General features: G+C 49.3%; 19 protein-coding genes. 6 read left to right on the top strand and 13 right to left on the bottom strand.

All coding sequences use genetic code 11. The features are described 5' to 3' along the window. Nucleotides 1–128: 128 nt before the first annotated feature. The 4 genes from xdh to ssnA all read right to left on the bottom strand — a co-directional run bounded on the left by xdh (nt 129) and on the right by ssnA (nt 7866). Nucleotides 129–2714 carry a selenium-dependent xanthine dehydrogenase gene (xdh, locus tag DW819_RS03525; RefSeq protein WP_118732094.1) on the bottom strand — a complete coding sequence of 862 codons (2586 nt, stop codon included), beginning with the start codon at nt 2712–2714 and terminating at the stop codon, nt 129–131. Nucleotides 2715–2847: 133 nt separating this feature from the next. Continuing rightward, nucleotides 2848–3387: a 4Fe-4S binding protein gene (locus DW819_RS03520; RefSeq protein WP_118732093.1), complete on the bottom strand. Its 540-nt coding sequence runs from the start codon at nt 3385–3387 to the stop codon at nt 2848–2850. Between the two features lie 73 nt (nt 3388–3460). Beyond that, nucleotides 3461–6454 (bottom strand): putative selenate reductase subunit YgfK, encoded by a 2994-nt coding sequence (ygfK, locus tag DW819_RS03515; protein ID WP_118732092.1) that lies wholly within the window; start codon nt 6452–6454, stop codon nt 3461–3463. Nucleotides 6455–6525: 71 nt separating this feature from the next. Next, nucleotides 6526–7866 (bottom strand): putative aminohydrolase SsnA, encoded by a 1341-nt coding sequence (gene ssnA / locus DW819_RS03510; RefSeq protein ID WP_118732091.1) that lies wholly within the window; start codon nt 7864–7866, stop codon nt 6526–6528. A gap of 129 nt (nt 7867–7995) precedes the next feature. Between ssnA and DW819_RS03505 the strand changes: the two genes are divergently transcribed. After that, nucleotides 7996–8670: a helix-turn-helix transcriptional regulator gene (locus DW819_RS03505; protein ID WP_118732090.1), complete on the top strand. Its 675-nt coding sequence runs from the start codon at nt 7996–7998 to the stop codon at nt 8668–8670. Between the two features lie 42 nt (nt 8671–8712). Here DW819_RS03505 and DW819_RS03500 read toward each other — a convergent pair whose 3' ends face one another. Next, entirely contained in the window at nt 8713–10044 is a 1332-nt protein-coding gene (locus DW819_RS03500; protein WP_118732170.1) for a solute carrier family 23 protein, read from the bottom strand. Between the two features lie 714 nt (nt 10045–10758). After that, nucleotides 10759–11604 (bottom strand): DegV family protein, encoded by an 846-nt coding sequence (locus tag DW819_RS03495; protein WP_118732089.1) that lies wholly within the window; start codon nt 11602–11604, stop codon nt 10759–10761. A 304-nt stretch (nt 11605–11908) separates the two neighbouring features. On the opposite strand from DW819_RS03495, the gene DW819_RS03490 reads away from it, so the two are divergent. Genes DW819_RS03490 through pcp form a run of 3 tightly spaced genes read left to right on the top strand, consistent with a single transcriptional unit; the run spans nt 11909 to nt 14228 of the window. Continuing rightward, entirely contained in the window at nt 11909–12592 is a 684-nt protein-coding gene (locus DW819_RS03490; RefSeq protein ID WP_207665119.1) for a DUF969 domain-containing protein, read from the top strand. Nucleotide 12593: 1 nt separating this feature from the next. Continuing rightward, the gene (locus DW819_RS03485) at nt 12594–13523 is read left to right on the top strand and encodes a DUF979 domain-containing protein (RefSeq protein ID WP_118732088.1); all 930 of its coding nucleotides are present in this window, start codon (nt 12594–12596) and stop codon (nt 13521–13523) included. Between the two features lie 60 nt (nt 13524–13583). Beyond that, the gene (gene pcp, locus DW819_RS03480) at nt 13584–14228 is read left to right on the top strand and encodes a pyroglutamyl-peptidase I (protein ID WP_118732087.1); all 645 of its coding nucleotides are present in this window, start codon (nt 13584–13586) and stop codon (nt 14226–14228) included. A 124-nt stretch (nt 14229–14352) separates the two neighbouring features. On the opposite strand, the gene DW819_RS03475 is transcribed toward pcp, so the two are convergent. The 5 genes from DW819_RS03475 to DW819_RS03455 all read right to left on the bottom strand — a co-directional run bounded on the left by DW819_RS03475 (nt 14353) and on the right by DW819_RS03455 (nt 20194). Further along, complete coding sequence (locus DW819_RS03475) at nt 14353–14991, bottom strand: DUF6198 family protein (protein WP_118732086.1); 639 nt, start codon at nt 14989–14991, stop codon at nt 14353–14355. A gap of 154 nt (nt 14992–15145) precedes the next feature. After that, nucleotides 15146–16369 carry a CoA transferase gene (locus DW819_RS03470; protein WP_118732085.1) on the bottom strand — a complete coding sequence of 408 codons (1224 nt, stop codon included), beginning with the start codon at nt 16367–16369 and terminating at the stop codon, nt 15146–15148. Between the two features lie 114 nt (nt 16370–16483). After that, nucleotides 16484–17839, bottom strand: a complete 1356-nt coding sequence (locus DW819_RS03465) for a 2-hydroxyacyl-CoA dehydratase family protein (protein WP_118732084.1) — start codon at nt 17837–17839, stop codon at nt 16484–16486. Beyond that, complete coding sequence (locus DW819_RS03460) at nt 17839–19017, bottom strand: 2-hydroxyacyl-CoA dehydratase family protein (protein WP_118732083.1); 1179 nt, start codon at nt 19015–19017, stop codon at nt 17839–17841. The genes DW819_RS03465 and DW819_RS03460 overlap by 1 nt, the downstream gene beginning before the upstream one ends. A gap of 19 nt (nt 19018–19036) precedes the next feature. After that, entirely contained in the window at nt 19037–20194 is a 1158-nt protein-coding gene (locus DW819_RS03455) for a CapA family protein (protein WP_118732082.1), read from the bottom strand. Between the two features lie 266 nt (nt 20195–20460). Between DW819_RS03455 and DW819_RS03450 the strand changes: the two genes are divergently transcribed. Continuing rightward, on the top strand, nt 20461–22152 hold the full coding sequence (locus tag DW819_RS03450) for a helix-turn-helix domain-containing protein (RefSeq protein ID WP_118732081.1): 1692 nt from the start codon (nt 20461–20463) through the stop codon (nt 22150–22152). Nucleotides 22153–22189: 37 nt separating this feature from the next. Here DW819_RS03450 and DW819_RS03445 read toward each other — a convergent pair whose 3' ends face one another. Both DW819_RS03445 and DW819_RS03440 read right to left on the bottom strand, forming a co-directional pair. After that, complete coding sequence (locus tag DW819_RS03445) at nt 22190–23488, bottom strand: SLC13 family permease (protein WP_177304394.1); 1299 nt, start codon at nt 23486–23488, stop codon at nt 22190–22192. 291 nt (nt 23489–23779) lie between these two features. After that, the gene (locus tag DW819_RS03440; RefSeq protein ID WP_118732079.1) at nt 23780–25405 is read right to left on the bottom strand and encodes a CoA-transferase; all 1626 of its coding nucleotides are present in this window, start codon (nt 25403–25405) and stop codon (nt 23780–23782) included. A gap of 291 nt (nt 25406–25696) precedes the next feature. Between DW819_RS03440 and DW819_RS03435 the strand changes: the two genes are divergently transcribed. Continuing rightward, nucleotides 25697–26254: a PadR family transcriptional regulator gene (locus DW819_RS03435; protein WP_118732078.1), complete on the top strand. Its 558-nt coding sequence runs from the start codon at nt 25697–25699 to the stop codon at nt 26252–26254. The last annotated feature ends 47 nt before the right edge of the window (nt 26255–26301 follow it).

The raw sequence follows: 26301 nt of genomic DNA, 5'->3' as shown, positions 1-26301 counted from the left end.
AGATATCATAACACATTCTGCCATTATGTCAAGTATGTACAAAACTTTTTTTAATTTTTTTCTCATTTTGTTTATCTGTCACGAAACCAGAATGTGTAAAAATCTGTTTTTTCCTATTATTAGGTTGCTTAACCCTTCTTCTTTCTGTAGAACGTATCTTCCAGTGGAAGGGAAGTACGGAACTTTCTGTCCATTGCATAGTAAGCACCCTGGATAGCCGGTGCAGTCGGGATGGTCGCGATCTCGCCGATTCCCTTCGCGCCGTATGCCACACCAAGAAGTTCATTCTTCTCAACATAGATGGCATGGATGTCCGGGATCTGTGTAGAACGCAAAAGCCCCAGGGTTCCGTATTTCGCCTGCGGAACGCAGTCTTTCAACGGCCAGTCCTCAGTCAGCGCATAGCCCATACCCATGAGCACACCACCCTCGATCTGTCCCTGAATGGAGATCGGATTCACAACCTTGCCGGAATCATGTGCTGCGTAAACCTCTTTGACTTTTCCATCGTTATCCAGAATAACAACATGGGTTGCATAGCCATATGCGATATGGCTCTTCGGGAACGGTACATCTGCACCAAGCTTATCGGTCGGCTCAAAGTACTCGTAGAAGAAGTCGCGGCCTTCCAGCTTGCTTAAGTCTCCGCCAGCCTCATCCATGGCCTCTTTCAACAGTGTGGAAGCACCACGGATCGCCTCGCCGGAAAGCAGGGTCTGACGGGAACCGGATGTCGTACCGGAGTCCGGTGCATTCTCGGTATTTGCCACTGCGTTGCGGATTTTGGAGAGCGGCAGCCCGGTAGTCTCAGATACAACCTGGCAGAATACCGTCAGACAGCCCTGTCCGATATCGGATGCCGCGCAGTAGATCACGCAGCAACCATCTTCAATGACAAGTTTCGCGCGTCCCTTGTCCGGAAGACCTACACCGACTCCGGCATTCTTCATGGCACAGGCAATTCCGGCATGATCCATATTCTGCTCATAAACTTCTTTGACTGCTTCCAGAGTTTCCTTGAGTGCCGTAGAGCAGTCTGCGATCTGGCCGTTCGGAAGCACCTTGCCCGGCTCAATGGCGTTGCGGTAACGGATCTCCCACGGAGTGATACCAACCTTCTCAGCCAGAACATTGATCAGAGATTCCAGTGCGAACTCACTCTGACATACACCAAAGCCGCGGAACGCACCGGCCGGCGGATTATTGGTGTAGTAGCCATAGCCACGGATGTCGGTATTCTGGTAGCAGTATGGTCCTACAGAATGGGTACATGCACGCTCCAGAACCGGTCCGCAGAGGGATGCGTATGCACCGGTATCAAAGTTGATCTCACAATCCAGACCGGTAAAGATACCATTCTCATCACAGCCCAGTGTAAAGGTTCCTTCCATTGCATGGCGTTTCGGATGGAAATATAAGGATTCCTGACGGCTGAATTTTGCCTTGACCGGAACCTGATACTTCCAGGCTGCCAATGCTGCGATATGCTGTACGGAAACATCCTCTTTTCCGCCAAAGCCACCGCCGATGAGCTGGTTTTCCACCACAACGCGCTCCGGATCCCAGCCAAACATGATTGCTGTCTCTTTTCTGGTATCATAAGCACCCTGGTCCGTACTTAAGATCTTAACGCCATCCTTGTACGGGAATGCTACCGCACATTCCGGTTCCAGGAATGCATGCTCCGTAAACGGAGTACGGAAAGAATTTGTAACAGTGTATTTGGACTCAGCCAGTGCCTTTGCCGCATCGCCTCGCACCACATGTCGGGTCTGGCAAAGATTTCCTTTGGAATGAACCTTCGGAGCATCTTCTCTCTTTGCCTCCGCAATGCCTCTTACCGGCTCCAGCTCCTCATAATCAATTTTGACCAGTTTCTTTGCTTTATTTAAAATATCCTCGGTCTCGGCAACAACCAGACAGATAGCATCACCGACACAACGGGTGATATCGCCCTCAGCGATCATCACATCCCAGTCCTGCTGAATGTGTCCAACTTTGTTGTTCGGTACATCTGCTGCAGTCAGAACACCCAAAACTCCAGGCAGAGCCTCGGCCTTGGACGCATCAATCTTCAGGACACGGGCTCTCGGATATTTGCTGCGCACTGCGGAAACGTAAGCCATACCATCCAGCTCGATATCATCCGGGTATTTGCCAAAGCCTAATACCTTCTTGCGGACATCCACACGGAATGCTTTCTGGCCAACCCCGTACAGATCTCCCTTCTCCAGATCCTCATCGACGGAAGCCTCGCCGCGCAGGATCTTCGCTGTCAGCAGGATTCCTTCAATAATTTTCTTGTATCCGGTACAACGGCAGATATTTCCGCGCAGCGCGTATTTCACATCTTCTTCCGTCGGATTTAAATTGTTCTGCAATAATGCCGTTCCGGCCATCACCATGCCCGGAATACAGAAACCACACTGAACGGCTCCGACTGCTCCGAATGCATACACAAACGCATCCTTCCACTCATCGCTTAACCCCTCCACTGTCAGAATGTTTCTTCCAACAGCTCTTTTTGTGGTCAGCACACAGGACTTGATCGCCTTGCCATCTACCACGATCGTACAGGTACCACAGGCACCCTCGCTGCAGCCATCTTTTACGGAATACAGCTTCAGATCATCACGCAGATAACGGAGCAGCGGCTTGTCCTCTTCGGTGCGCTGCACCTGGCCGTTTACTGTAAACTCAAAAACTTCTCCCATTATCCTTCTCCTTCTCCTTTGCTGTCTGCATCATTTTCCCAAAGCCACTGCTCTGTGCAGGCTGTCACAGACAACAATTCTTTCTGAATCCGCCGCAAGCCGCGAACTTGCACGTCCGCGGCGGATTAATGTTTTAGAAACCGGTTGTATAAATTCCGTCCGCATCACGGATGACACCACGCGGACATTTGGTTGCGCACATACCGCACGTCACACATTTTTCCCGGTCGATGACTGCATGAAAATCAATCACATGGATGGCATCGGACGGACAATATTTTTCACAGATCTTACAGCCGATACAGCTGGATGTGCAGGCCTTTCCTGCATCTGCGGCCTTCTGCTCATTGGAACATTTTGGCTGAATAGTTCCCTCCGGGGCTTCCAGACTGATCAGATGCTTCGGACATGCTTTTACACAGAGTCCGCATCCGACACATTGATCCCTGTCAACCTCAGCGACCCCCTTCTCGTTGATGGTGAGAGCGTGCAGCTTGCAGGCAGCCACGCAGCTTCCGCCGCCCAGACAGCCGTAGCTGCAGCTGTGGATCCCGTCCGGATACTGTTCCAGGATCTGGTTACAGTCCTTCGGTAATGCGGCAAAATCGATCCCCTCGTTTTGTTTTGCCCCACCGGAGCAATGAACGACCGCAATGTTTTTCTTTCTTTTCATGTGAAATCCCTAACTCCTTTTATGACCACGCGGCTGCTGCCATGCTGCACAGACAGCCGCGGGATGTTAACCCTTAATGGATCAGATATGCGTAATCCTTTAATACGGTGCGGATCACTGCAACGGCATCAGCAGACAGATCAGTCTCACCGGCAACGTCAATAGTCTCAACCTTGCCGTCCAGACGAACCTTAACCTGGGTGCCTTCTAACGGCAGGAAGCCCTCATTGGTGCTGTCGAGGAAGTCCTCCTCGCTCCAGTATAAGGTGAATTTATCTTTGTAAGGTCTTCCTCCCTTATACGGACAGAACACTTCACAGTTGCCGCACTCGTTACACATGCCGTCTACATGGATGATCTGTGCTTTGCACTTGCCCGGTACGTGGATTGCCACATTTGCGCGGTTCGGGCAGACATCGGTACATACCTCACATACAGTCGGACAGCCTAAGCAGCGGTCATCCGGAGTCTTGGAGGTATCTCTGCTCTGAACACCCTTCTTGGCAGTGTAGAGTTTCTCGTCTGCTGCAACGTTCTCTTCTGCGTACTTGTCGTAGCTGATGCCTGCGATTGCTGCTGCAGCCTTCGCGGAATCTGCGATTGCCTCAACGACGGTAGCCGGTCCTCTTCTGGAATCGCCCACTGCGTAAACACCGGCCTCGGTGGTCATCATGTTTGCGTCTACAACCGGACGGCCCTTTGCATCCATCTCAACGCCAAGCTCTGCGTACAGAGTGGTATCGATGGTCTCACCGATTGCTGCGATGATGGTGTCTGCCGGATATTCCTCGGTTCTGCCGGTGTCTACCGGAGATCTTCTGCCAGAAGCATCCGGAGCGCCAAGCTCCATAACAGAACATTTCAGTTTTCCGTTCTCTGCGCCAACCGGAGCCAGAAGCTCTAAGAATTCTACGCCATCCTCAATTGCCAGCTGTAACTCTTCCTCATCTGCCGGCATGTAGCGTTTGGTTCTGCGGTAGATCAGGCGGACATTCTCAACACCCGGGATACGTTTTGCTGCTCTTGCAACGTCCATGGCGGTGTTACCGCCGCCCAGAACTACAACATCCTTGCCGATGTTCATGGAAGCGCCGTTCTTCTTAGCCTCCATTAAGAACTCCAGAGCATCAGTTACTTCGCCGTATGCTAACGGGGATCTGCCCGGCTTCCATGCGCCGATGGAAACGATGACATCGGTGTAGCCTTCTGCCTTTAATGCTTTCACAGAGGTAACCTCTGTGCCAAGTCTGAATTCTGCGCCGTAAGCCTTGCACAGCTCTACATCCTTGTCGATGGAATCTGCGGAAATACGGAACTCCGGAATCACGTTGCGCACTACGCCGCCCAGCTGTTCCTTACGCTCAAATACCGTTACCGCTACGCCTGCGCGGGACAGGAAGGTAGCTGCTGCCAGACCTGCCGGGCCGCCGCCGATGACAGCAACCTTCTTACCAGCTACGGAACCCTCAGCCTTCAGAGCCGGAAGGATCTCGTTGTAAGCCTGGCTTGCTGCTGCCAGCTTGGTCTCACGGATGTGCAGAGTATCCTCATAGTAGTTTCTCATACACTTATCGCCACAGTGATGCGGGCAGATGGTACCGGTGATGAACGGAAGCGGGTTGCGCTCTAAGATGATCTCGAGTGCTTTCTTCGCATCGCCGTCAACCATAGCCTGTAAGTAAGCCGGAATATCCTGCTCGATTGGGCAGCCGTTACGGCAAGGTGCGTTGAAGCAGTCGAACAGCGGAAGCTTCTTATCTACGTGGCGCTCCGGAAGCGGTTTTACAGGCTTTCTGTACATAGCCTTTGCCTCTACGCCGTCATCGATGGCTGCCAGTGCTGCTACGTTCACGCCGGAGAAGCGCTCGCTGCCGCACTCCATGAGTTCGTCTGCGATCTGGCTCATTCTCTGATAGCCGCCCGGCTTTAAGATGTTGGTAGCCATGGTGATCGGCCAGATGCCTGCGTCGAACAGCTCTTTGATATTCTCGATGGTTGCGCCGCCAGAGTAGGAGATACGCAGCTTGCCCTGGAACTCATCGGTCAGAAGGCGTGCTACATGGATACTTAACGGGAACAGCGCGCGTCCTGCCATGTACATCTCGTTGCTCGGAAGCTCGTTTCTGGTTACGTCTACCGGGAAGGTGTTGGTGATCTTAACACCGAACTCCAGACCCTTCTCCTGGCAGAGGTCATACAGTCTGTGCAGCATCGGAACTGCGTCAGCCCACTGAAGATCCTCTACAAAGTGATGATCATCGAATGCGATGTAATCGAATCCAAGGCCATCCAGACGTTTTCTTGCGTACTCATAACCAAGCAGAGTCGGGTTGCACTTGATGAAGGTGTTTAAGTGCTTCTCGGTGATCAGGTAGGTTGCGATACGCTCGATCTCTGCAGGCGGGCAGCCGTGCAGGGTGGACTCGGTGATGGAGTTGGAAACGTTGGAGCTGATGTTGCGGATATACTCCTCATCTACGTTCTTGAACTCGTTCACATGCTCTAATGCCCAGTTGATGCACTCTTTGAAGACTTCGGTATCTTTTGCCTCGATCATGTCGTTGATGTACTTGTCAACCTTCGGGGACTTAATGCCTTCCAGATCATAACCAACGGACATGTTGAATACGAATGCGTCCGGATCGCCGAGGTTGTACTCTTTTGCGATCAGCTTACATGCCACCCATGCTTTCACGTACTCGGCAAATGCCTGCGGAACGTACAGCTCGGTAGACCACTCACAGTTGTAGCACTCATCGCCTGCAATGATACACGGACGGCTGATGCATGCCGCAAGGTCAGCGCCATCCATCACCTGAACGGTCTTTAACTCGAAGAAACGGGAGCCAGCCACATAGGCTGCTACGATATTCTGTGCCAGCTGGCTGTTCGGGCCTGCTGCCGGACCAAACGGAGACTCGATCTTCTCTTCGTAGATCGGAAGTGCCTGTCCATTTTCATGCTTTACAATCTTCTCAATACCAAAGATGCTCTTTTTCTGCTCGTATTCGGACATGATCCAGTGCATCAGATGGCCGATTGACATTGGTCTCATAATTTCGCTCATGTTATCCTCCTGTCGGAAGCCATTTGTTTAACCCTTGCTTCCCATTTTATATAGTTTTTATATGGTTTTTATTAGTATACTCTGTGATTTAACTTACCCCAGAGCTTCTTACTCTGCTCCATGGTCCATGCGTTGATCTTCTCCTCATCAAGGCCAACAAACTCTCTGTCTTTGTAGAGTACCTTACCGTTAATGATGGTGGTGCGGCAATTCTTGCCTTCCATACCGAAGATCATATGACCGTCAATATTCTCGTCAGAGAACGGAGTGAATGGTTTGTAATCCATGATGATGATGTCGGCTGCGGCTCCCTCTTTTAAGATACCAAGAGTTCTGCCGAAATATTTCTCTGCAATGATACGGTTGTTTTCAAACTGCATCTTCACATCCTCGCACCAGCCTACGTTCGGCAGCATTGCGTTGTGACGCTGGATAGTTAAGAATGCCTTCATGCTCTCTAACATATCGTGGGTATAAGCATCGGTACCCATACCAACGGTGATACCCTTTGCCATCATCTGCAGCACCGGGGAGCATCCGACTGCATTGCCCTGGTTGGACTGCGGGTTGTTGACCACCATGGTGCCGGTCTCTTTGATGATGTCCATCTCAGCCGGGCTGATATGAATGCAATGGCCAAGCAGGGTCTTCTCTCCCAGAATGCCGTTGTACAGCAGACGGTTTACCGGACGGCAGCCGTAGTTTCTCAGACTGTCGTAGACATCATTCATACCCTCAGCTACATGGATATGAAAACCGGTCATGCCATTGTTTGCCTCTACCATCTTCTCGAAGGTCTTGTCTGAGATCGTAAAGAGCGCGTGTCCGCCAAACATAGCCTTGATCATGCTGTCATCTGCATCTTTGGCCCACTTTGCGAAGTCTGCGTTCTCCTTGATGCTCTGTGCAGTCTTTTCTTCGCCGTCACGCTCGGAAACCTCGTAGCAGAGACAGGAACGGATTCCTGCTTCTTTCACGACATCGCGGATCGCAAACAGGGATCCCGGGATCTCACAGAAGCTTGCATGGTGATCGAAGATGGTGGTAACACCGTCACGGATGCAGTCTAAAACGGTAGCCCATGCGCAGGCTCTGGTTCCGTCCAGATCAAGCTGACGGTCAATTGCCCACCAGGTTCCTTCCAGAACTTCCAGGAAATTTGTCGGATTGTTTCCCACGATGGAAAGACCTCTTGCCAGTCCGGAATAGATATGGGTATGCGCGTTGATAAGACCCGGCATGATGACACCGCCGTGTGCGTCTACAAACTCAGCCTCCGGATATTTCTGCTTCATGGCATCCAGGGTTCCAACCTCTTTGATATTCTCACCATCGGTTACAACTGCGCCGTTCTCCAGGTATGGATTTGCGCTGTCTCTTGTGATTACTTTACCGTTTCCTATAAGCAGCATTAATATACCTCCTTGTATAAATTAGTTTTTTTAATTTTTTCTTGCATTCTGTATCTGTAGTTGTTATGATAAATACAGCATCAAACAAATTGTATGATGAACTGATTTGCTTTTTGAAAGGAGAAAACCATGGACAAAACAGCAATTGATTTTTATACACGCCTTGCCCGCGGTCTTGCAGCCCAGTTTGGCTCCAACTGCGAGATCGTCATTCACGATCTGGAGAGCAACGATGTAGAGCACTCCATTGTAGCCATTGAAAATGGCTACATCACCGGAAGAAAGCTCGGTGACGGACCATCCCATATTGTTCTGGAATCCCTGCAGAACGGTGCGAAGCACACGCATGACAAGCTTGCCTATTTAACAAAAACAAAGGACGGAAAGATTCTGAAGTCCAGTACCATCTACATCCGCAACAGTCAGGGTAAGATCATAGGAATTTTAAGCATCAACTATGACATCACGATTCTGCTGGCTGCGCAAAACCACATTCAGAGCTTCACTGCCACTGCAGCGGATGACACGGAAGCCTCCGGTCCTGAGACCGTATCCATGAATGTCAGCGACCTTCTGGATGAGCTGATTGAGCAGGCCTTCCAGCGTATCGGAAAACCGGCCGCCGTCATGACAAAGGATGACAAGATTGACTTCATACGGCTGCTAAATGACGCAGGCGCATTTCTCATTACCAAGTCCGGACAGCGTGTCTGTCAGGTCCTCTGCATTTCAAAATTTACGCTTTACAGTTACTTAAACGAGATCAAAGCCGAAGACGAGGAAACAAAAGCCGAACAGGATTAAAACTGTTCGGCTTTCTTTTTGCATTAAATCATCCGGCTGTCCTTACTCTTCCGGCGGAAGGGTGAGGTTCAGGATGATCGCCATGATCGTTGCCACTACCACGGACGAACTTCCAAATACGGTATTGATCCACGCCGGGATTCCAGGTCCCTGTAAGCATCCGGATACCTGGGTGATACCAACACCAAGTGCTACAGACATACCAACTACGGTTGTCTTTCTTGCTGTCATGCCATCCTTTGTGAACAGGCGTACACCGGTCATTGCGATCTGCGCGAATACGGAAAGAGTTGCGCCGCCGATGACACACTGAGGGATGGTTGTAAGTGCTGCGGACAGACCAGGAATCAGGCCTGCGATCAGAAGCACTGCTGCGGATACCGCGAAAATCACGCGGTTTACTACTTTGTTCATGGTTACGATACCTACGTTCTGGCTGTAGGAAGCCGTCGGAAGTGCTCCAAAGAACGCACCCACGATACTTGCAACACCCTGAACCAGGATACCGCCCTGAAGCTCATTGTCCGTCGGCACACGGTCCATGCCGCCGACAGTAGTAGATGTTAAGTCACCGATGGTCTGTACTGCGTTAACCGCATATACGATAGCCAGTGATGCGCATGCAGCCGGAGCAAATTCGATCTTGAAATGCATAAGCTGAGGGAACGCAATAATGGAAGTCGTGTTCATAACATTGGTGAAATCTACCATTCCCATGAAAAGGGATACTACATAACCAACGATAATACCGAAAAACAGAGAACCCAGTTTTAACACACCTTTAGTAAAGTTGTTCAGGAACAGTACCACTGCAAAAGTCAGCAGAGCAATGAACCAGTTCTTTAAGCCACCGAATTCCGGATGTCCGGAACCACCTGCCATATAACGGATCGCGGTCGGATACAGGGAAAGACCGATGGTAAAGATAACGGTACCGGTTACGATATCCGGGAACAGCTTACGAATCTGCTTTACGAAAATCGCAAATACAATAGCTACGATACCGCCGATGATCTGTGCGCCCATGATGGCACCGATACCGAATTCACCGCCGATCGCAGTCAGGGTCGGTACATATGCGAAGCTGGTACCCATGATAACCGGGAGTGCTGCGCCAATCTTGTGGAACAGCGGAAACAGCTGTAAAAACGTAGCCAGCGCAGTGAAGATCAGTGCCGCCTGGATCATCATGGTCTTTTCTGCGTCCGTCAGTCCGCAGACACCCGCAATGATCATGGATGGTGTAATGACACCGACGATAGCTGCCAGTACATGCTGCAGACTCAGCGGGACAAGCTGGGACATTTCCGGTCTCTTCCCGTAGAAGTCAAACAACACATTGCTGTTTCCTAATTCTTTTGTTTTCTCCTTCATGCTTTTTTGAGGTCCAGACAGCATTTCTTGCTGTTTTGTTCCAAAGCACAGAAAAACGCAACTGTTATTATTTTCACAGTCACAAGCGAAATCTGCAAAATCTATTTCATTTGCCTGCGGCAATGGGATTCTTGCCTTACAGTTTATGTTTTTTACGGTCAGCGGCCATCCCGCGGACCCACCGTGCAGGAACGAATAAACAAGTATTTAGCATCTAGAAAGACTCCCGGCCCCCACCAGAAATCTGTTTGTCTGGCCTCCCCTCCTTACTATTTTTTATTTTTGCTAAATATAATTTTGCTAACTCAATCATAACATATTATCAGGGAAATGCAAGTGTTTTGGATATTTTTTTCTCATTTTCCTTACCTTTTTTGTGCTCATTGTATACCATATTTCAAAAACCTGTATTTTTATCAATACACGTCTAACTATTTGTTTGTTTTTTGCATCATTACATTCCGCATTTTTTCCGGGGGCCTCCCTGAACGGACAGGGTTTAGGGAAAGCCGCAGATCTGCACTTTCCTCACACTGTAGAAATGTAACTGCAGCCATACGGAACAGTTACAGAAAAAAACAGGGTGAAGAGATTCGGATGCGTCCACGACCTCTTCGCCCTGTTTTCTTTTCGTTATCTATTATACACGAAATTTTTTAAATTGTGTGATATTTTTAACTTTTTTTCATTTTATACACAGTACTGAATTCTTTTTTAACCGACCGCCAGGACAATACCGCCGTCTCCCGCATACACCGTGGCAACACCGGCTGCGCCGGTGATCACGATCTCGCGGTAATTCCCGCGCTTTTCCAGTTCTGCCTTCACCTGGAGTGCACGCTCCGGACAATTCACATGCGCGATGACCGCGCGCTTTTCCTCCGGCTTACCCGCACGCCTGGTGGCAAGCTCGCACATACGGGCCAGTCCCTTGGTGATGCCTCTTGCCTGATCCAGCTTGATGATGACACCATGATCCGCTCCCATAACCGGCTTAATATTCAATGCCGTGGCAAAAAAGGCCTGCAGACCGGTGAGACGGCCATTCTTTCTGAGAGGTTCCAGGGTATCGATCACAAAATAGGTCTGCTGCTCATCTCTCATTTTCAGGATGCGCTCAGAAATCTCGCTGAAAACAAGTCCCTCCTCGTACATATCACGAATGGCCAGAGCCTCGTTTAATTCTCCGGCTGAAGCAGACTCGGAATCAATCACCAGAATGTTCTTTTTTCCCTTGCCATGTTCTTCCTCATACAGTTCTTTTCCAAGCACCGCGCTGTTATAGGTACCGCTCAGATGGCTGGACAAGGTAATAATATAAATATCGTCCGCATCACACTCACAGGCCTTCTTAAATGCCTCCGGGGAAGGACAGGCAGTTTTCGGACAGTTCGGGCTCGCCTTCACCATGGCCAGAAATGCCTTCTGGTCAAATGTTTCATCATCCATTATCATATGATCATCCACCTGAAGGGTAAGAGGGATCATCTCAAATCTCGGATCCTTCTTCAATTCCTCAGTCAAGTCCAGGCAGCTGTCACCAAAAATCTTATAGCTCATAATCTTCCTCCGACCCCGTGCTGTTTTCTGTATTCTCCGTTACCGCGCCCGTATGGTGAGCCTGCATCCGTGTTTCGCATCTGCAGCACGTTCTCTATCTGACATAGTTTTTATTACCACTTATTATAGCATAGTTTACCGATATTGCAAGCAATGGTTCCGGCACAGATGGACGGATTTTGTTTCTGGAAAATAATATCATTGTTAATTTTTCAGCAGTATGTTAAGATTTCATTAAGACCGCAGCTGTATCCAGCTTCCACGCAGTTGCAAATAGCACATAAGGAGGTTTTTTATGGAAGTTATCAAACTGATCGGTGTCCTGATCGTTATCGTCGGCTTTATCTTAAAGCTTGACACGCTCGCCGTTGTTGTTGTGGCCGGTCTGGCAACCGGACTTGTAGCCGGCATGAGCCCTATGAAGATTCTCGAAACCCTCGGCACCGCATTTATCACGAACCGTACCGCCACTCTTTTCATTCTCACATTGCCGGTCATTGGAATCTGTGAGCGGAACGGTCTGAAGGATAAGGCCGTAGACTTTATCACGTCCTTAAAGAATGCGACCACCGGCCGCCTGATCGCCATCTGGCAGATCATCCGTACCCTTGCATCCGCCTTCTCCCTGCGTATCGGCGGACATCCGCAGTTCATCCGCCCGCTGATCAATCCGATGGCCCAGGCTGCTGCCGTAGTTCAGTATGGCAAGCTGGACGAAAAGACGGAGGATGATATCAAAGGCATGTGTGCCGGAAGTGAAAACTACGGAAACTTCTTTGCGCAGAACTGTTTCATGGGCTCCTCCGGTACTTTGCTGATCGTCTCCACCCTGACCGAGCAGGGATATCCGGTAGATGCCCTGCAGATTGCCGGACAGTCCGTACCGATTGCCGTGTTCGCTGTTATTGTCGGCGTGATCTATGCCCTGATCTTTGACCAGATTTTAAAACGCCGGTTCTCAGACCGGAAGAAACAGGAGGAAATGTAATATGACCTGGACCGTAAGCACCATCGTCTCGGAGATTTTCTACTGCATCATCGGCCTTTTCTTTATTTCCAACGGCATGAAGGCATTAAAAGATCCGGACTGCTCAAAAAAACATACTACCGCGCTGTTCTGGTTTATCCTGGCATTCACCTTTATTGCCGGAGCCCATCTTCCGCGCTGGATCACCGGTGCCTGCGTGGTCCTGATGGCAGCACTCACCGCGCTGCGTCTTGTCGCTCCGTCAAAAAGTGATGTACCGCAAGCTGCAGAAACCCGGAAAGCTGCAGACAAGACCGGCTACGCCGTATTCATTCCGCCGCTCACTCTGGCAGTCACCGCGGTGCTAGTTGCAACCTTCTTAAAGGTACTCGGTGCCAATAATGCCATCGGTATTTCCGGAACCATTGCCCTCCTTGTGGCACTGCTTCTGTTTAAGACCAGACCGTCCTATGCGGTTACAGACGGAACCCGCCTCGTAGACAATGTCGGCGTGACCGGCATCCTGCCGCAGGTTTTAGCCGCTCTCGGTTCCCTCTTTACAGCTGCCGGTGTCGGTGATGTCATTGCCCACGGCGTCAGCGCCGTAATCCCGACCGGCAACCTGTTCGCGGCTACCGCCGTGTACTGCGTTTCCATGGCACTGTTCACTATGATCATGGGCAACGGCTTTGCGGCGTTCTCTGTTATCACAGTCGGAATCGGCATTCCGTTTTTGATCGCACAGGGCGCAAACCCGGTTGTTATCGGCGCGCTTGGTCTAACCGCAGGCTACTGCGGCACCCTGATGACCCCGATGGCCGCAAACTTCAATATCGTGCCGGTGGCACTGCTCGAGACAAAGAGCAAATATGCTGTCATCAAATCCCAGATCCCGGTGGCCCTCACCATGCTGGTCATTCATATTTTACTCATGTATTTCCTGGCATTTTAATCATATACTCTGAAGCTTATTGCAACTGTCCATATTTTTACATGAAAGCGAGGTTTTCCCATGAAACTTCTTTTAACCGCATTTGATCCCTTTGGCGGAGACAAAGTCAATCCGTCCCTGGAAGCCGTAAAGCTGGTCTCTGAAAAAGTCAGAAACGTAGAGGTGACAAAGGTCGAGGTTCCTACCGTATTCCGCAAATCCATCGCAACCGTAGCTGCTGCCATTGCAAAAGAAAAACCGGACGCAGTGCTCTGCATCGGCCAGGCCGGCGGACGCTACGACATCACCCCGGAACGCGTAGCCATCAATCTCGACGATGCCCGTATCAAAGACAACGAAGGCAACCAGCCGATTGATCTGCCGATTTATGATGACGGTGCTCCGGCCTATTTTTCCGATCTTCCGATCAAGGCTATGGTGCAGCACATCCGTGAGGCAGGCCTTCCCGCCAGTGTCTCCAACACAGCCGGAACCTTCGTCTGCAATCACTTAATGTACGGCGTACTCTACACCCTGGCCAAAGAATATCCGGGCGTACGCGGCGGCTTTATGCACGTTCCGTTCATTCCGGAGCAGGTAGTTGGAAGACCCGCCCCGGCACCGTCCATGAACCTAAAGGACATCGCCCGCGGCATCGAGGCAGCCATTGCAGCCATTGGAGAATACGAGGAAGATATCCGTACCGCAGAAGGACAGACCCACTGAAAAAATGTGCATTGGCACATTCTCGCGCTGAGGCGCGGCTGCACACCAGCAAACACCAAAACCCGGGAGCCGTACCATACGACACTCCCGGGTTTTTCATTTTTACATTTGCAGTTTTTCCGATTTAAAAACAAAGCTTCTGTATAACCGGACTTATCTTTTTCTTTACCACCGGAAGAAGTTTTCCAACCAGAAGCGCGCTTAAAATGGTGCCCTCGCGGATACCGAACAGACCGTGCATAAACAGAAAGGATAACACCACACCGACTGCCACAGATGAACAGTCTACAATGATCTTGATCTTGTGAAACTCGATATTCGGGAAGCAGTCGCTGATTGCAAGCGTCATGCCCTCCATCGGCATATTGACCAGCTTCACATCCATGTAGATTGCCACACCAATGGCTACCAGCACAATACTGATCGCCATCATAAGAAGCTGTCCAAAATAAGTCGGGATCACAAATCCATGCATGACACCTTTTGCGAAATCTGCAAAATAGCCAAAGATCGTGGAAAAGATCAGCTGGGTTAAGTTGATCCACTTATACTCCTTCCGCTTGATGATGACCTGCACAATCATGTAGGTTACAAACACACCAACGATGCAACGGCCAAGATCCACCTTCAGGATCAGCGAAATCACATACGGAAGCGAATTGACCGGGGATACGCCCAGGTTGGAATTCACGGAAAAAGCTACGCCGAACGCCAGAAACATAAGTCCGACACAGTACAACAGTATTCTCATTAACATCTTCATATTTTATATCTTCCCCTTTTTTGTAGTTGATAATATTATAACGTACCCTAAAAATTATGTAAATATAGATATGTCAAAACTGATATAGGGGATTTTAACAAAATTTAAACAGAGAATTTTTGCACTTTTCTTTTCCCGTTATGTTTTTAACGTTTTAAATCACTTTCTTATTTTTCAGCTCTTCCAGCTGTTTTTCTGTCAGCCCTAACATGCCGCCGTATACCTCTTCATTACTGCCTCCAAGCTCCGGACTGCACTCGTATTCTACCTTCACTGCGCTCATTCTCGGAGCGAATCCCGGAAGCTTCACCCTGCCGCGCTGCGGATGATCAATTTCAACCATCATGCCACGCTCATAATACTGCGGATCCTTTGTAATATCATCTACGGAAAGCAGTGCGCCTGCCGGGATATCTGCCTTACACAGGATATCCATAGCGGTAAACTTATCGTAATCCTTTAACCAGTCTTTGATCGCACCATCACAGATATCTCTGTGTTCATAACGACTGCGCGGAGTTGCCATCTCCGGGCATACATCCTGTTTTAAATCCGGACGTCCGATGACATCACAGAGATTATCCCACTGTTTGCTGCCCGGATGACGGCTGCAATAAATATGAACATAATCATTCTTTCCAAATGGCTTACATGGGTAGGTGTCAGACGGTGCTACGTCTTCAAGCGGCATGCCATTGCCAACCCGGCGGTTCGGAACCATGCCATTATTGTAATACGGCTCCCACTGGGAACGGGAAAGTCCGATCATGAAATCCTGCATTGCAACGTCTACACGCTGGCCAATGCCCTCGCGCTCACGCTGTAAGAGTGCTGCAATGATACTCATGGCAAGGGTAATACCGGTACCGGAGTCTGCTACGGAAATACCACACTTGATCGGCTGATCCGGAAGTCCGGTTGCAGAAACCATAACACCGGTGTGGGTTGCGATCGGGTCAAATGCCGGGTAATCTTTGTACGGACCATCCTGTGCAAAGCCCTTTAAGCTGGCATAAATGATCTTCGGATTGATTTCCTTACAAGCCTCATAGGTCAGACCCAGGTTGTTCATGGATCCCGGTCCCATATTCTCTACGATGACATCGCTCTTTGCAACGAGATCCTTTAACAGCTGCAGTCCTTCTGGAGATTTTGCGTTGCAGGTAATGGATTTCTTATTCATATTCATAACCAGGAATCCATAGGTATCAACACCCGGATTTGCCTGGGAATAACGTCCCAGCTCCCCCTTTACCGGGCGCTCAACTTTTAATACTTCTGCGCCCAGCCATGCCAGAGTCTCCGTACAAACAGTACCAGACTCAAACTGAGTCATATCCAGTACACGGTATCCAGAAAGCGGTCCTTTACATGCCATAATTACATTCCTCCAATTCTTGTTTTCGCCAAAGTTGATTTCTGTTTTTATTTTGTTTATCTGCCCGGCTTTCGCAGATCGTGCTATGCCGGACAGACAAAATTTTTTATTGCTTTATTTTTTTGCTTCTTTCGCCTCTTTGTTTGGAATGACGCGGTTCTCAATGAACTCATCGACCAGATTGGTCATGGTCTCCGCATTCCACTTGCGCGGGTTGACCGGATCTGCATGGAATGCAAGAACCGGGAATCCAGCCTCTTCCAGACGTTTCTTAATGAAATAGCTTCCCTCAACAGCCTGCATATCGTTCTCCGGGATCATGTAAACGACACCGTCGATATCGTTCTGCTTTGCCTGCTGTACGAACCACTCACTGTTCCACGGCGGCATATGGAGGAAATCTTCCATTCCGATGAAACGGGCTGCCAGTGCACGAAGCGGATCTTCTTCCACATGATTGCGGATATACGCGTCAGCACCCATAGCCAGGTACATGGACCACATGAAGACTGCGCCATACTTCTGCTCAAAACGCTGATAGAAACCGAAATCCTGCCACATACCGCGGCCAAGCCACATCAGGCGATATTTCTCATTCGGAACAGCAGCCTCACCTTTATCGATCAGCTCTTTGATCTCTTCATAGAGGCTCTTTGCGTGTGCAGCTGCCCACTCGGTACCGCGCTGCCACTGTGCCTGCATGACAGCATTGATGGTATCCACTACGGTAACCGGAACCGGATGGCTTGCAGCGATCATATCACGGATCTTTTTATAGTAGCCTTCCTGCTCATTGATCAGGTCCATGACATGCTGGAGCTTGTTCATATCCATCATCTTTCCGGTCTTCATCTCCAGATAGCTGATCAGGGCTTTCAGCTCTTCAACTGCCAGGTCAATACGGTCTTTATCGTACAGCTCTTCCCAGCGGTCTGCAGTCAGCTCATACCAGTTTAATGGGGTCTTTCTTGCAACCGTATTTTCCATGACGTACAGATCAGCACCATAGTTCTGTGCGATCAGCCCAAAGATCTTGCTCTGGCAGTCACCGGTCAGACGGGTAATGCTGATGGTCGGCTTCGGAAGTCCGCCCCACGGTCCAAGAGGCTTGCCCTCTTCGTCCAGCTTGTGGTCATCCGGGTCAAAGCTCTCTGCCAGTGCCTGCGCATCGTAGCTGTTTAAGTCATTGCGATAGCCATTGTCTGTCATCAGCTGGGCATACTTGCGGGTCATACGTTTTGCTCCGCAGATTGCAGCCCACCACTGGTTTACAACAAACGGAATGTCCATGGCACGGAAGATTTCCATCGGCACATCGGCATTCAGGATCGCGAAATCGCATCCTTCCCGCTCTACGCGGACTTTCATATCAAAGAACCACTGTTTCTGGTAAGCACCTGCTGCTGCGGTTGCTTTCAGTTTTTTCACAACGGAGGATTTTGATCCGGTTGCTTTCTTTTCTTCTGGCATCACTGATCCCCTCCTTTTCCTGCTTTCAGTTCTTCTGCAAATGCAGCAAGTTTTTCGTCCAGATCTTCATTTTTTGCTGCCGGCCAGAGCATTCTGCCAAAGGTGCAGGACTTGATGCCGCGGGCTGCAAGACTCTTTCTCTGGTTTGGCATATCCCAGGTAGCAACTTCGTCGTAAAGATTAGTATAGAAGATGACTGCCTCCGGCTTGGTCTCATCCACCTCACGTTCCAGTGCCTCCACACGCTGGGAAACAAATGCTTTCTTTGCAGAAAACTCTCTCAGCATATAGCGGTCTACCAGTGCACGGGTTACCGGGTACTCCAGATTGAAGTCACGGTTGTAATAACGGTCTCCCCAGTTGGTATCTTCTCCGACGACCACAAGACCCTGTGCCTCGATCTTCTCGTAGAGTGCGGTATCTTCATGCTCTGCTCCGGTGTAGAAGACACGCGGTCCTTCCAGTACCGGCCAGCTCTTTGCGTCTTCCGTAACCTGACGCACCAGCTCAGTGTGGGCTGTACGCTCCATGAAAAGTCCGGCTCCGATGATCACCATCGCTTCGCTTCCGGCAATGTGTACCTCATCGCCATGGCGGAGGGCTGCCATCTCACGCAGTGCCTGACGGTTTTCGTTACAGATCTTTCCGGCTTCACGGATTGCTTCATCCGTGATCTCATGTCCGGCCCACTCTTCTACCTGTTTGCGGAACAGGTCCATGACAAATTCATTCCGTTTCTGGTGCATCTGGTGTCTGGTAAACAGCCAGTCAATGAATGCAAACGGAGGAAGGTTCTTCTCCGGTTCTACACGGTGCAGTTCTCTTAAATACAGGAAAATACGGATTACCACGTCGGTACTGTTGGAGATTGCCAGCGCATCCAGCTGTTCTCCATAGGTGCCGTCGATCAGTTTTTCAAACTGCGCACGGACAACCGGCTCAAAAGCGTATTCCAGATATTTGTTTGTCTCCTCCAGGGAACGGTCCGGATCTGCATAGATCTGAACAGGCAGCATGTCTGCTGCGATCAAAAGTTCATCCGGAACATCAAATCCCAGTTTACCAACTACTTTTTTCCCCTGGGCGCGCCACTTTGCAGCTTCTGCGTCCCGGTGATTCCAGACTTCTTTCAAAGCAGTAAAGGCTTTGCTCTCCAAAGCACAATTACGAATGCTCATCGGTGTGTCACATCCTTTCTTATTCTTCTAGAACCTGTACCCAGCCATCTCTCCACACCAGACGGATGTGAAGCTTTTCCTCTTCGGAAATCTGACGTACATATTCTATAACCTCTTTGGCTTCCTCATAGGTCGTAAGAACTTCCGGTGCTCCTTTTTTGTTGATATAGCACGGAACAAATCCAAACTCCGAAACTCCCTCTTTTGTGATTTCCATACGGGCCAGCATGGTCTTTCTGCTTTCCGGATTGAATGCATAAAATGGCATGTCCGGATCCGGCGTAAAACCAAACAGTTTCTTGCGCTCTGCGATCCAGCGCAGCCGCTCCGGGCTGTTATTATCGCCAGTCGGTGTTAATGCATGGGTTACACAGACGAAGTTGCCAAGATTGTGGTAAATTGGTTTTCCACGGTATACTTCAATTCCGCGGAGAATATGGGCATGATGTCCGATCACGGCATCTGCCCCGGCATCGATTGCGGCATGCGCCAGTGGTTTTTCATACATCTGCAGTTCTGCATGGGTATGTACCATTCCTTTGTGAAGCGCCACAAACAACACATCGCACTCTTTTCGCGCTGCCCGGATCTCCTCCTGCATCTCTTCCACGGAATCCGGTTCCGGGAATGTGTAAACCCGCGCCGGAAGTCCCGGTGTCGCCCGCGGCGATGGCTCATGGTGCGTCAGGATCTGCACGTAAGAAACGCCTGCCTTATGGGAGGTTGCCCAGCATTCCCTCGGTCCAACCGCATTGTAACCGATCAGACCTACCCGGATTCCTTTCCGCTCTGCAATCGCAGGCGTTTTGGCCTCCTGGATATTTCTTCCGGTTCCGGTTACCGCAATTCCAAGACTTCTTAATTTATCCAGGGTATCTACAATTCCCGGTACCCCGTTATCGTGGGCGTGGTTGCCGCAGGTGGTGCAGAGATTAAATCCACAGTCTTTCAATGGATTTAAATTTTCCGGTGCCGCAGGCGGTGCCGGAATGTCCGTACTGTTTGCCTCTCCACGGTCCGTATGAGGAACCTCGATCTGTCCGATCACAAAATCGCCGGAAGACAACAGTTCCCGTGATGGCTCAAAAAAGGAATAAGGATCCGGCTCATCGACAATGATGTCGCCCGTGGCAAAAACCAGGGCACGCTGCGGATCTTTGTTCGATCCATCTGACATAGTTTCCCCCCTCTTTCTGAATACAAAGGTGAATCTGCTTATGCAGACTGATGTATTCTTCTATCTGTTCTTTATTGTACCTTACTTTCTACGGTTCTGACAGGTCTAATGCGCATACCTTTTTTCAGTTTTTATGTGCACCATGCCCATTTTTGCTTCTAATTTTATTTTTATATGTGAGATCCACACATTTTTCTTGACAGAACCCTCTTATTTTCCTACTATAATCCGTGGAATCACAATCTACATAATGAAAGGAACTTTCCATGAGTATGTACACCCGCGCCATGCTGAATGCATGGCTGAAAGATATTATCCTGGTAAACCACCCCGGAACCAAAGAACTTGCCTCCGACGGCGGTATCGTTCTGCTCACCAGCCCTGACGCAGCACTCTCCTCCGAGTATCTTTACATCGGAACTTCAGACATCGTCACGCAAATCCTGGAAAGTATGACACATTCTGCGGAATATGAGCAGAAACCGTCCGCAGCCACCAGTCAGGAAACAGCTCCGGCAGCCGGTATCTGCCTCATTTCTGCCGGTCCCTGCAGTGTTCTCGCAGACATCTGCATTCCTGAACATATCACATTAATAGAGACCTCCCTGCCGGTTTTGGAACTTTACAATCGTGTCCACGAATATCTCCACCGGTTCCGTGTCTGGGATACCGGACTGCAGCGAATCGTAGATACCAATGCCGGACTGCAGGCACTTCTGGAACAGGCTTACAAAGAACTTCCGGCTACCATTCTTCTGGTCAATGCCGGTTACAAAAAAATAGCAGCCGTTTACGACCCTCATATCCAGGACTCTACCGCAGATGAGCTTAGAGAAAACGGCTACCAGTCTTTCGACACCATCCAGTCCATCCATCACCAGCAGGTTGTGAAACACGGAGAAAACATGGAATATGCCGAGTATATTTCCGATCTCAGCCATAACTATACCATTGTCCGTCTGATCCACTATCGCGGAGAACTGGTAGCCCGCCTCTGCGTGATCTTAGACGGACCAGCGGCAGATCCCTGTATATCCGACTTCAATGAACTGCTTTCCCGCTATGTTGCAGATTATATGCTCAGCAACCATCGCACCGACTACAGCGGAAATGCCCAGTTCGGCGCGCTTGCCGCCGATCTGATCGAGTGCCGCATCGCCAACGAAGAAGAGCTGCAGCAGCGTCTCAAGCAGATCAAACTGGCCACGAGACGTTATTACCACGTTATGCTGATCAATTTCCCATCGGACACCGAACGCAACAAAAACATTCCATGGAACTACATCATCAATCAGCTGGAATACCTGTTTCCGTTCAGCAACATTACCACTTATAAAGGCGAAATTCTGCTTCTGATCCGGAAAATGAAGCGCCGCAGCCGCCTCTCCTTTAACCAGGAAACGCTGTTGAAACTCCTGGAAAGCTACAACGGGTTTGCCTGTGTCGGAAATGCTTCAGAATTTTTAATGTCTCTTCCGCCGGTCTACCACCAGACCCATGAAGCACTGCGCATCGGACAGAAAATGCACCCTGCAAAACGGATCTATTATTATGAAGATTACAGCATCTACCACATCATCGAAATGGCAGCAGAATCTTCCATGCAGAAACTTGGCAGCCGCAATCTGGTACACCTGTGCAACAATGAACTGGTAGGACTTCTCTTATATGATAAAAAGCACAACACCAACCTGGTGCAGATCCTCCAGGCTTACTTAGAGCACGAACGTAATACTACGGAAGCAGCGAAATCCCTGTTCATCCACCGCAACACCATGTTAAATAAAGTACATAAAATTGAGGAAATCATCGACAGCAGCCTGGATGAGCCGATGCTGCGGGAGCGTCTTTTATTCAGCTGCCGTGTCATCGAATACATGTCCAGATACTGTCATGAAGATATCCTGGTATTGAAAAGAAATATGGAAAAAGAGAATGAAAAAAGAGCAGACACCTGAACGCGCCTGCTCTTTTTCTCTACATGAAATATGTTTTTTAGAACGGGATCACACCGATCACACCTGCGATCACAGATACGAGTAAACTCATGCCAAATACCCACGGGAAGCAGTATTTTAAGTTAGACGGCATATCGACATCTGCAAGACCTAATGCCAGGTACGGAGTCGGACCAACCAGGCAGAGGTTTGCGGACAGACATGCACCGATCAGGAATGCTGCATTCAGCTGAAGCATGGTGGAACCGTATGCGGTAACAACGTTTGCCATGATCGGGGCAACTGCCATGTACACGGTATCGGAACCAAGGAACATGGACAACGGAACGCTGAGTGCACTGATGATCCAGGTGATGTGGCTGCCAAGGCTCTCCGGAATGATTGCAAGGATCAGGGCTACCATGCCATCCATCATGCCACTGTCTTTTAATACACCAACCAGAACACCGATGGAGAAGATGATCATAATCATGTTCAGGGCTGTACCACCGAACTCTTTGACTTTCTTTGTCTGATCCTTCGGATTCGGGAAGTTTACGACCAGGGCAACTGCAAGAGCTACCATGAAACCAAGGTTGGATTTTACAACACCGGATAACATTGCAATCAGGATTGCAACCGTAAGGATGATATCAAAGTAAATAACCTTCATGGAGACTTTGGTCTCTACCGGCTGGTTTAAGGTTGCCTTTAATGCCTTGAACTCTTCTTCGGTCATGCCTGCGCCATTCTTACGCTCCAGTTTTGCTAACGGGATTACGATCAGGTAGCTTAAGATGAGGCAGATAACCTGTAACGGCAGGACATAACGCCATAATTCCATTGCATCGCCGCCAGTTGCGGAAGTAAGACGCAATACGGAAGAACACCACGGAGTCATGTTCATGGAACCGGAACAGATAGCTGCTAATAAAAGCAGTGCCTGCGGGCGGATCTTCATTTTCTTGTAGATCGGAAGCATCATCGGAATGGTTACCAGCATGGTGGTTGCACCGGAACCATCCAGATGGGAAATGGTTGCTACCAGGCAGGTGATCCACATAACCACTTCAACTTTGTTACCAAGATAACGCATCAGTTTGCTTACAATGACATCGAACATTCCGACATCATTCAGGATACTGAAATACAGTACCGCAAACGTGAAGAGTGCTACCGTGTTCAGTACGCTCTTCAGACCAGTTCCGATAAAATCATTGATCTGAGCCAGACCAAATCCACAGATGAGGCAGGCTACTACCGGAACTACAACAAAGATCGGTGGTAAAGAAACCTTGCCGGTCAACAACAGTACCACGATGATCAACAACATGAGAAAACCTACAGCAGTCAACATACAATTCATCCCCCTTTATGTTTTATCGTCTTCGTTGTAAGTTGTGCTAATTTTATCGCAATCCATGTAGAAAAAACAGAGAGAAAGCGCCCACATTTCATTGTTTCAAAATGTGCACTGTGCATATTTATTTCCGTTTTTCTGTTCATCATGACGCTTCATTCATCATTTTTGCTGAATCACGGGCAATCTGCAGGATCTGCCGCTGACATCCATCCAAGTGCTGCAAGGCATGAAAAAAGGCCGGAAAGCGTTTTGCTTTCCAGCCTCTTTTTCAAGATCATGCTGCCTTTATTTTAAGTACTCTTTCAGTCCGCCCCAGTGCTCTTCAAAGATACCAGGATCCATCTCTTTTAAGTCCGGAGAGATAACCGGAGTAAATCCGAGGTGATCCAGAACGTCTTTCTGCAGGTCAATGCCAGGTGCGATCTCGATCAGGGTCATCTTGTGGTCGATCAGCTGGAATACTGCACGCTCGGTCACGTACAGAACTTCCTGATTGTCCGGTGCGTACTGTCCGGAGAAGGTGATCTGTCCGACTTTCTCTACGAATTTCTGAATGGTTCCCTCTTCTACGATCTCCAACTTTCCACCGCCGACTTTCACTTTTGCCTTGCCCATAAGGGTACCTGCGAAGATAACCTTCGGGGTTGCTGCAGTGATATCGATGAATCCGCCAGGTCCGGTCAGTCTCTTGCCCATACGGCTTACGTTGTTGTTTCCGTCTCCGTCAACTTCACCGATGCCAAGGCAGGTCATGTTCAGACCGCCGCCGCTGATCAAGTCAAACATCTCGTGAGGAGAGAGGATTGCTTCCGGGTTATAAGCGCTTCCGAAGCTCGGCCGTGCAGACGGAACACCGCCTACCATACCGCTCTCGGTACTCATGGTCACATCTTCAATGAGACCTTCCTCAGCAACAACTTTTGCAATGTCAGCCGGCATGCCGACGCCCAGGTTGATGAGGTCACCCTTTCTTAACTCCATAGCGCAGCGTCTGCAGACAACCTTTCTCTCATCGAATGGAAGAGGCTGGATGCTGTCTAACGGAATCTTGATCTGTCCGGAATAAGACGGCTCCCAGTAAGTTCCCTCAGCCTGCCAGCAGGACTTCGGATCCTTTGCCTGTACCACATAGTCGACTAATTTTCCTGGAATCTTAACATCCTTCGGATTTAAGGTATCTTTCTTTGCCAGGTACTCAACCTGTACGATAACAATACCGCCATTGTTCTTGACTGCAGTTGCTACCTCAAAGCCCTCGTTCACAACGCTCTCATGTGCGAAGGAGATATTTCCGTTCTCATCTGCGATGGTTCCACGAAGCAATGCAACATCGCACTTGAATGCTGGGTAGAAAAGGTATTCTTCTCCGTTAAATTCTACCAGTTTTACCACTTCCTCAGAGTTTGCACAGTCGTTCATGCGTCCGCCTTCTACACGCGGATCTACGAAAGTGCCAAGACCGGTCTTGGTAATCAGACCCGGACGGCCTGCTGCACACTCTCTCCAAAGGTTGATGATGACACCCTGCGGTAGGCAGTGGGTCTCAATCTTGCCCTGACGCGCCTGGTCGCAAAGGGTAAATGCACTTCCGATGTGGGCACTGGTCCATTTTGTAATCAGTCCCGGTCCTGCTTCACCGAAACGGGTAACACCACGGTTTCCATGTTCGGTATCTGCCTCCGGGAGCGGGTTTCTGTCCCAACCGTTAAACTTGTTTCCGTACCCCCAGTCACCCAGTGCGCTTGCCTGCTTTAAGTTTAAGTCACAAGGATGTCCGGTTTCCGCAAAGTTATCACGGATCGCACATGCAACCTCCTCCGGCCAGCCGGAAAGTCCCATACCGGCAACACCAACTGTTGCATGATCCGGAATCAGCTGTGCTGCTTCTTTTGCAGTAATAAACTTAGCCATAATAAAATACCTCCTCTTTTATATAAAAAACATGTTTTTACGTTATATTCTTAACGCATTATAACATGTACAAAAAAACATGTAAATATATACATGTAATTTAATGCCTTTTTCAGCGTATTCCACTATATCAAATTCCTGTTTTTGTGAAAAATACATGACAAATCATTTTGTTGTTTTTCATTTGGCATTTTTATGTTAAAATTTACATATCAATCATTACAGGTTGTGAATCACAGACCGGTCAGCGCTTAGAAAAGCTGCCGTTATATATATCAGGAGGACACTCATATGCGAACATTAAAATATGCCATCCTGGGCCTGATCAACCGGGAGCCCATGACTGGTTATGATATTACCCGGGAATTTAACAGCAACAATCTGGCAAACTTCTGGTATGCCAAGCACAGCCAGGTTTATCCGGAGCTTAGCCGCCTCATGGAAGAAAAACTTGTTACCTGCGAAGTGGTCATCCAGGGAGAAAAGCTGGAGAAGAAGCTTTACTCCATCACGGAAGCCGGAAAACAGCAACTTCAAGAGTGGCTCATGAAGGATGAACCTCTGGAAGCAACTCCGAAGGACGTATTCCGCCTTCGCATGTACTTCTCTGATTTCATGACACCGGAACAGTTAAAAACCCATCTCACAAATCAGCTTCAGAAACATATTCTGAAAGAACAGTATCTCTCTGATATCATGCGGGATCACCACCACAATACAGCTCCTGCCATCGGCACCCGGGAATTTGGTGACTTCATGGTTCTTGAGGGTGCCATCATGCGGGAAAAATCTTACATTGACTGGATCAATGACTGTCTCAGACGCTGCTCCACTTCCTCTGCGGAATGATATCCATAGCAGTGTGCTGGTAGATACTTTCTTTGTCCGCATATTTA

Origin of the sequence: Clostridium sp. AM33-3 (genome assembly GCF_003480315.1) — a bacterium.
Classification (GTDB): domain Bacteria; phylum Bacillota; class Clostridia; order Lachnospirales; family Lachnospiraceae; genus Brotaphodocola.
Note: the sequence above shows the minus strand (reverse complement) of the source record. Positions and strands in the feature narration are given on the sequence as shown.

Excerpts from the sequence above, each read along its gene's own strand:
- xdh (WP_118732094.1), bottom strand. The coding sequence starts at position 2,714 with ATGGGAGAAGTTTTTGAGTTTACAGTAAACGGCCAGGTGCAGCGCACC.
- DW819_RS03520 (WP_118732093.1), bottom strand. The coding sequence starts at position 3,387 with ATGAAAAGAAAGAAAAACATTGCGGTCGTTCATTGCTCCGGTGGGGCA.
- ygfK (WP_118732092.1), bottom strand. The coding sequence starts at position 6,454 with ATGAGCGAAATTATGAGACCAATGTCAATCGGCCATCTGATGCACTGG.
- ssnA (WP_118732091.1), bottom strand. The coding sequence starts at position 7,866 with ATGCTGCTTATAGGAAACGGTAAAGTAATCACAAGAGACAGCGCAAAT.
- DW819_RS03505 (WP_118732090.1), top strand. The coding sequence starts at position 7,996 with ATGGACAAAACAGCAATTGATTTTTATACACGCCTTGCCCGCGGTCTT.
- DW819_RS03500 (WP_118732170.1), bottom strand. The coding sequence starts at position 10,044 with ATGAAGGAGAAAACAAAAGAATTAGGAAACAGCAATGTGTTGTTTGAC.
- DW819_RS03495 (WP_118732089.1), bottom strand. The coding sequence starts at position 11,604 with ATGAGCTATAAGATTTTTGGTGACAGCTGCCTGGACTTGACTGAGGAA.
- DW819_RS03485 (WP_118732088.1), top strand. The coding sequence starts at position 12,594 with ATGACCTGGACCGTAAGCACCATCGTCTCGGAGATTTTCTACTGCATC.
- pcp (WP_118732087.1), top strand. The coding sequence starts at position 13,584 with ATGAAACTTCTTTTAACCGCATTTGATCCCTTTGGCGGAGACAAAGTC.
- DW819_RS03475 (WP_118732086.1), bottom strand. The coding sequence starts at position 14,991 with ATGAAGATGTTAATGAGAATACTGTTGTACTGTGTCGGACTTATGTTT.
- DW819_RS03470 (WP_118732085.1), bottom strand. The coding sequence starts at position 16,369 with ATGGCATGTAAAGGACCGCTTTCTGGATACCGTGTACTGGATATGACT.
- DW819_RS03465 (WP_118732084.1), bottom strand. The coding sequence starts at position 17,839 with ATGCCAGAAGAAAAGAAAGCAACCGGATCAAAATCCTCCGTTGTGAAA.
- DW819_RS03460 (WP_118732083.1), bottom strand. The coding sequence starts at position 19,017 with ATGAGCATTCGTAATTGTGCTTTGGAGAGCAAAGCCTTTACTGCTTTG.
- DW819_RS03455 (WP_118732082.1), bottom strand. The coding sequence starts at position 20,194 with ATGTCAGATGGATCGAACAAAGATCCGCAGCGTGCCCTGGTTTTTGCC.
- DW819_RS03450 (WP_118732081.1), top strand. The coding sequence starts at position 20,461 with ATGAGTATGTACACCCGCGCCATGCTGAATGCATGGCTGAAAGATATT.
- DW819_RS03445 (WP_177304394.1), bottom strand. The coding sequence starts at position 23,488 with ATGTTGACTGCTGTAGGTTTTCTCATGTTGTTGATCATCGTGGTACTG.
- DW819_RS03440 (WP_118732079.1), bottom strand. The coding sequence starts at position 25,405 with ATGGCTAAGTTTATTACTGCAAAAGAAGCAGCACAGCTGATTCCGGAT.
- DW819_RS03435 (WP_118732078.1), top strand. The coding sequence starts at position 25,697 with ATGCGAACATTAAAATATGCCATCCTGGGCCTGATCAACCGGGAGCCC.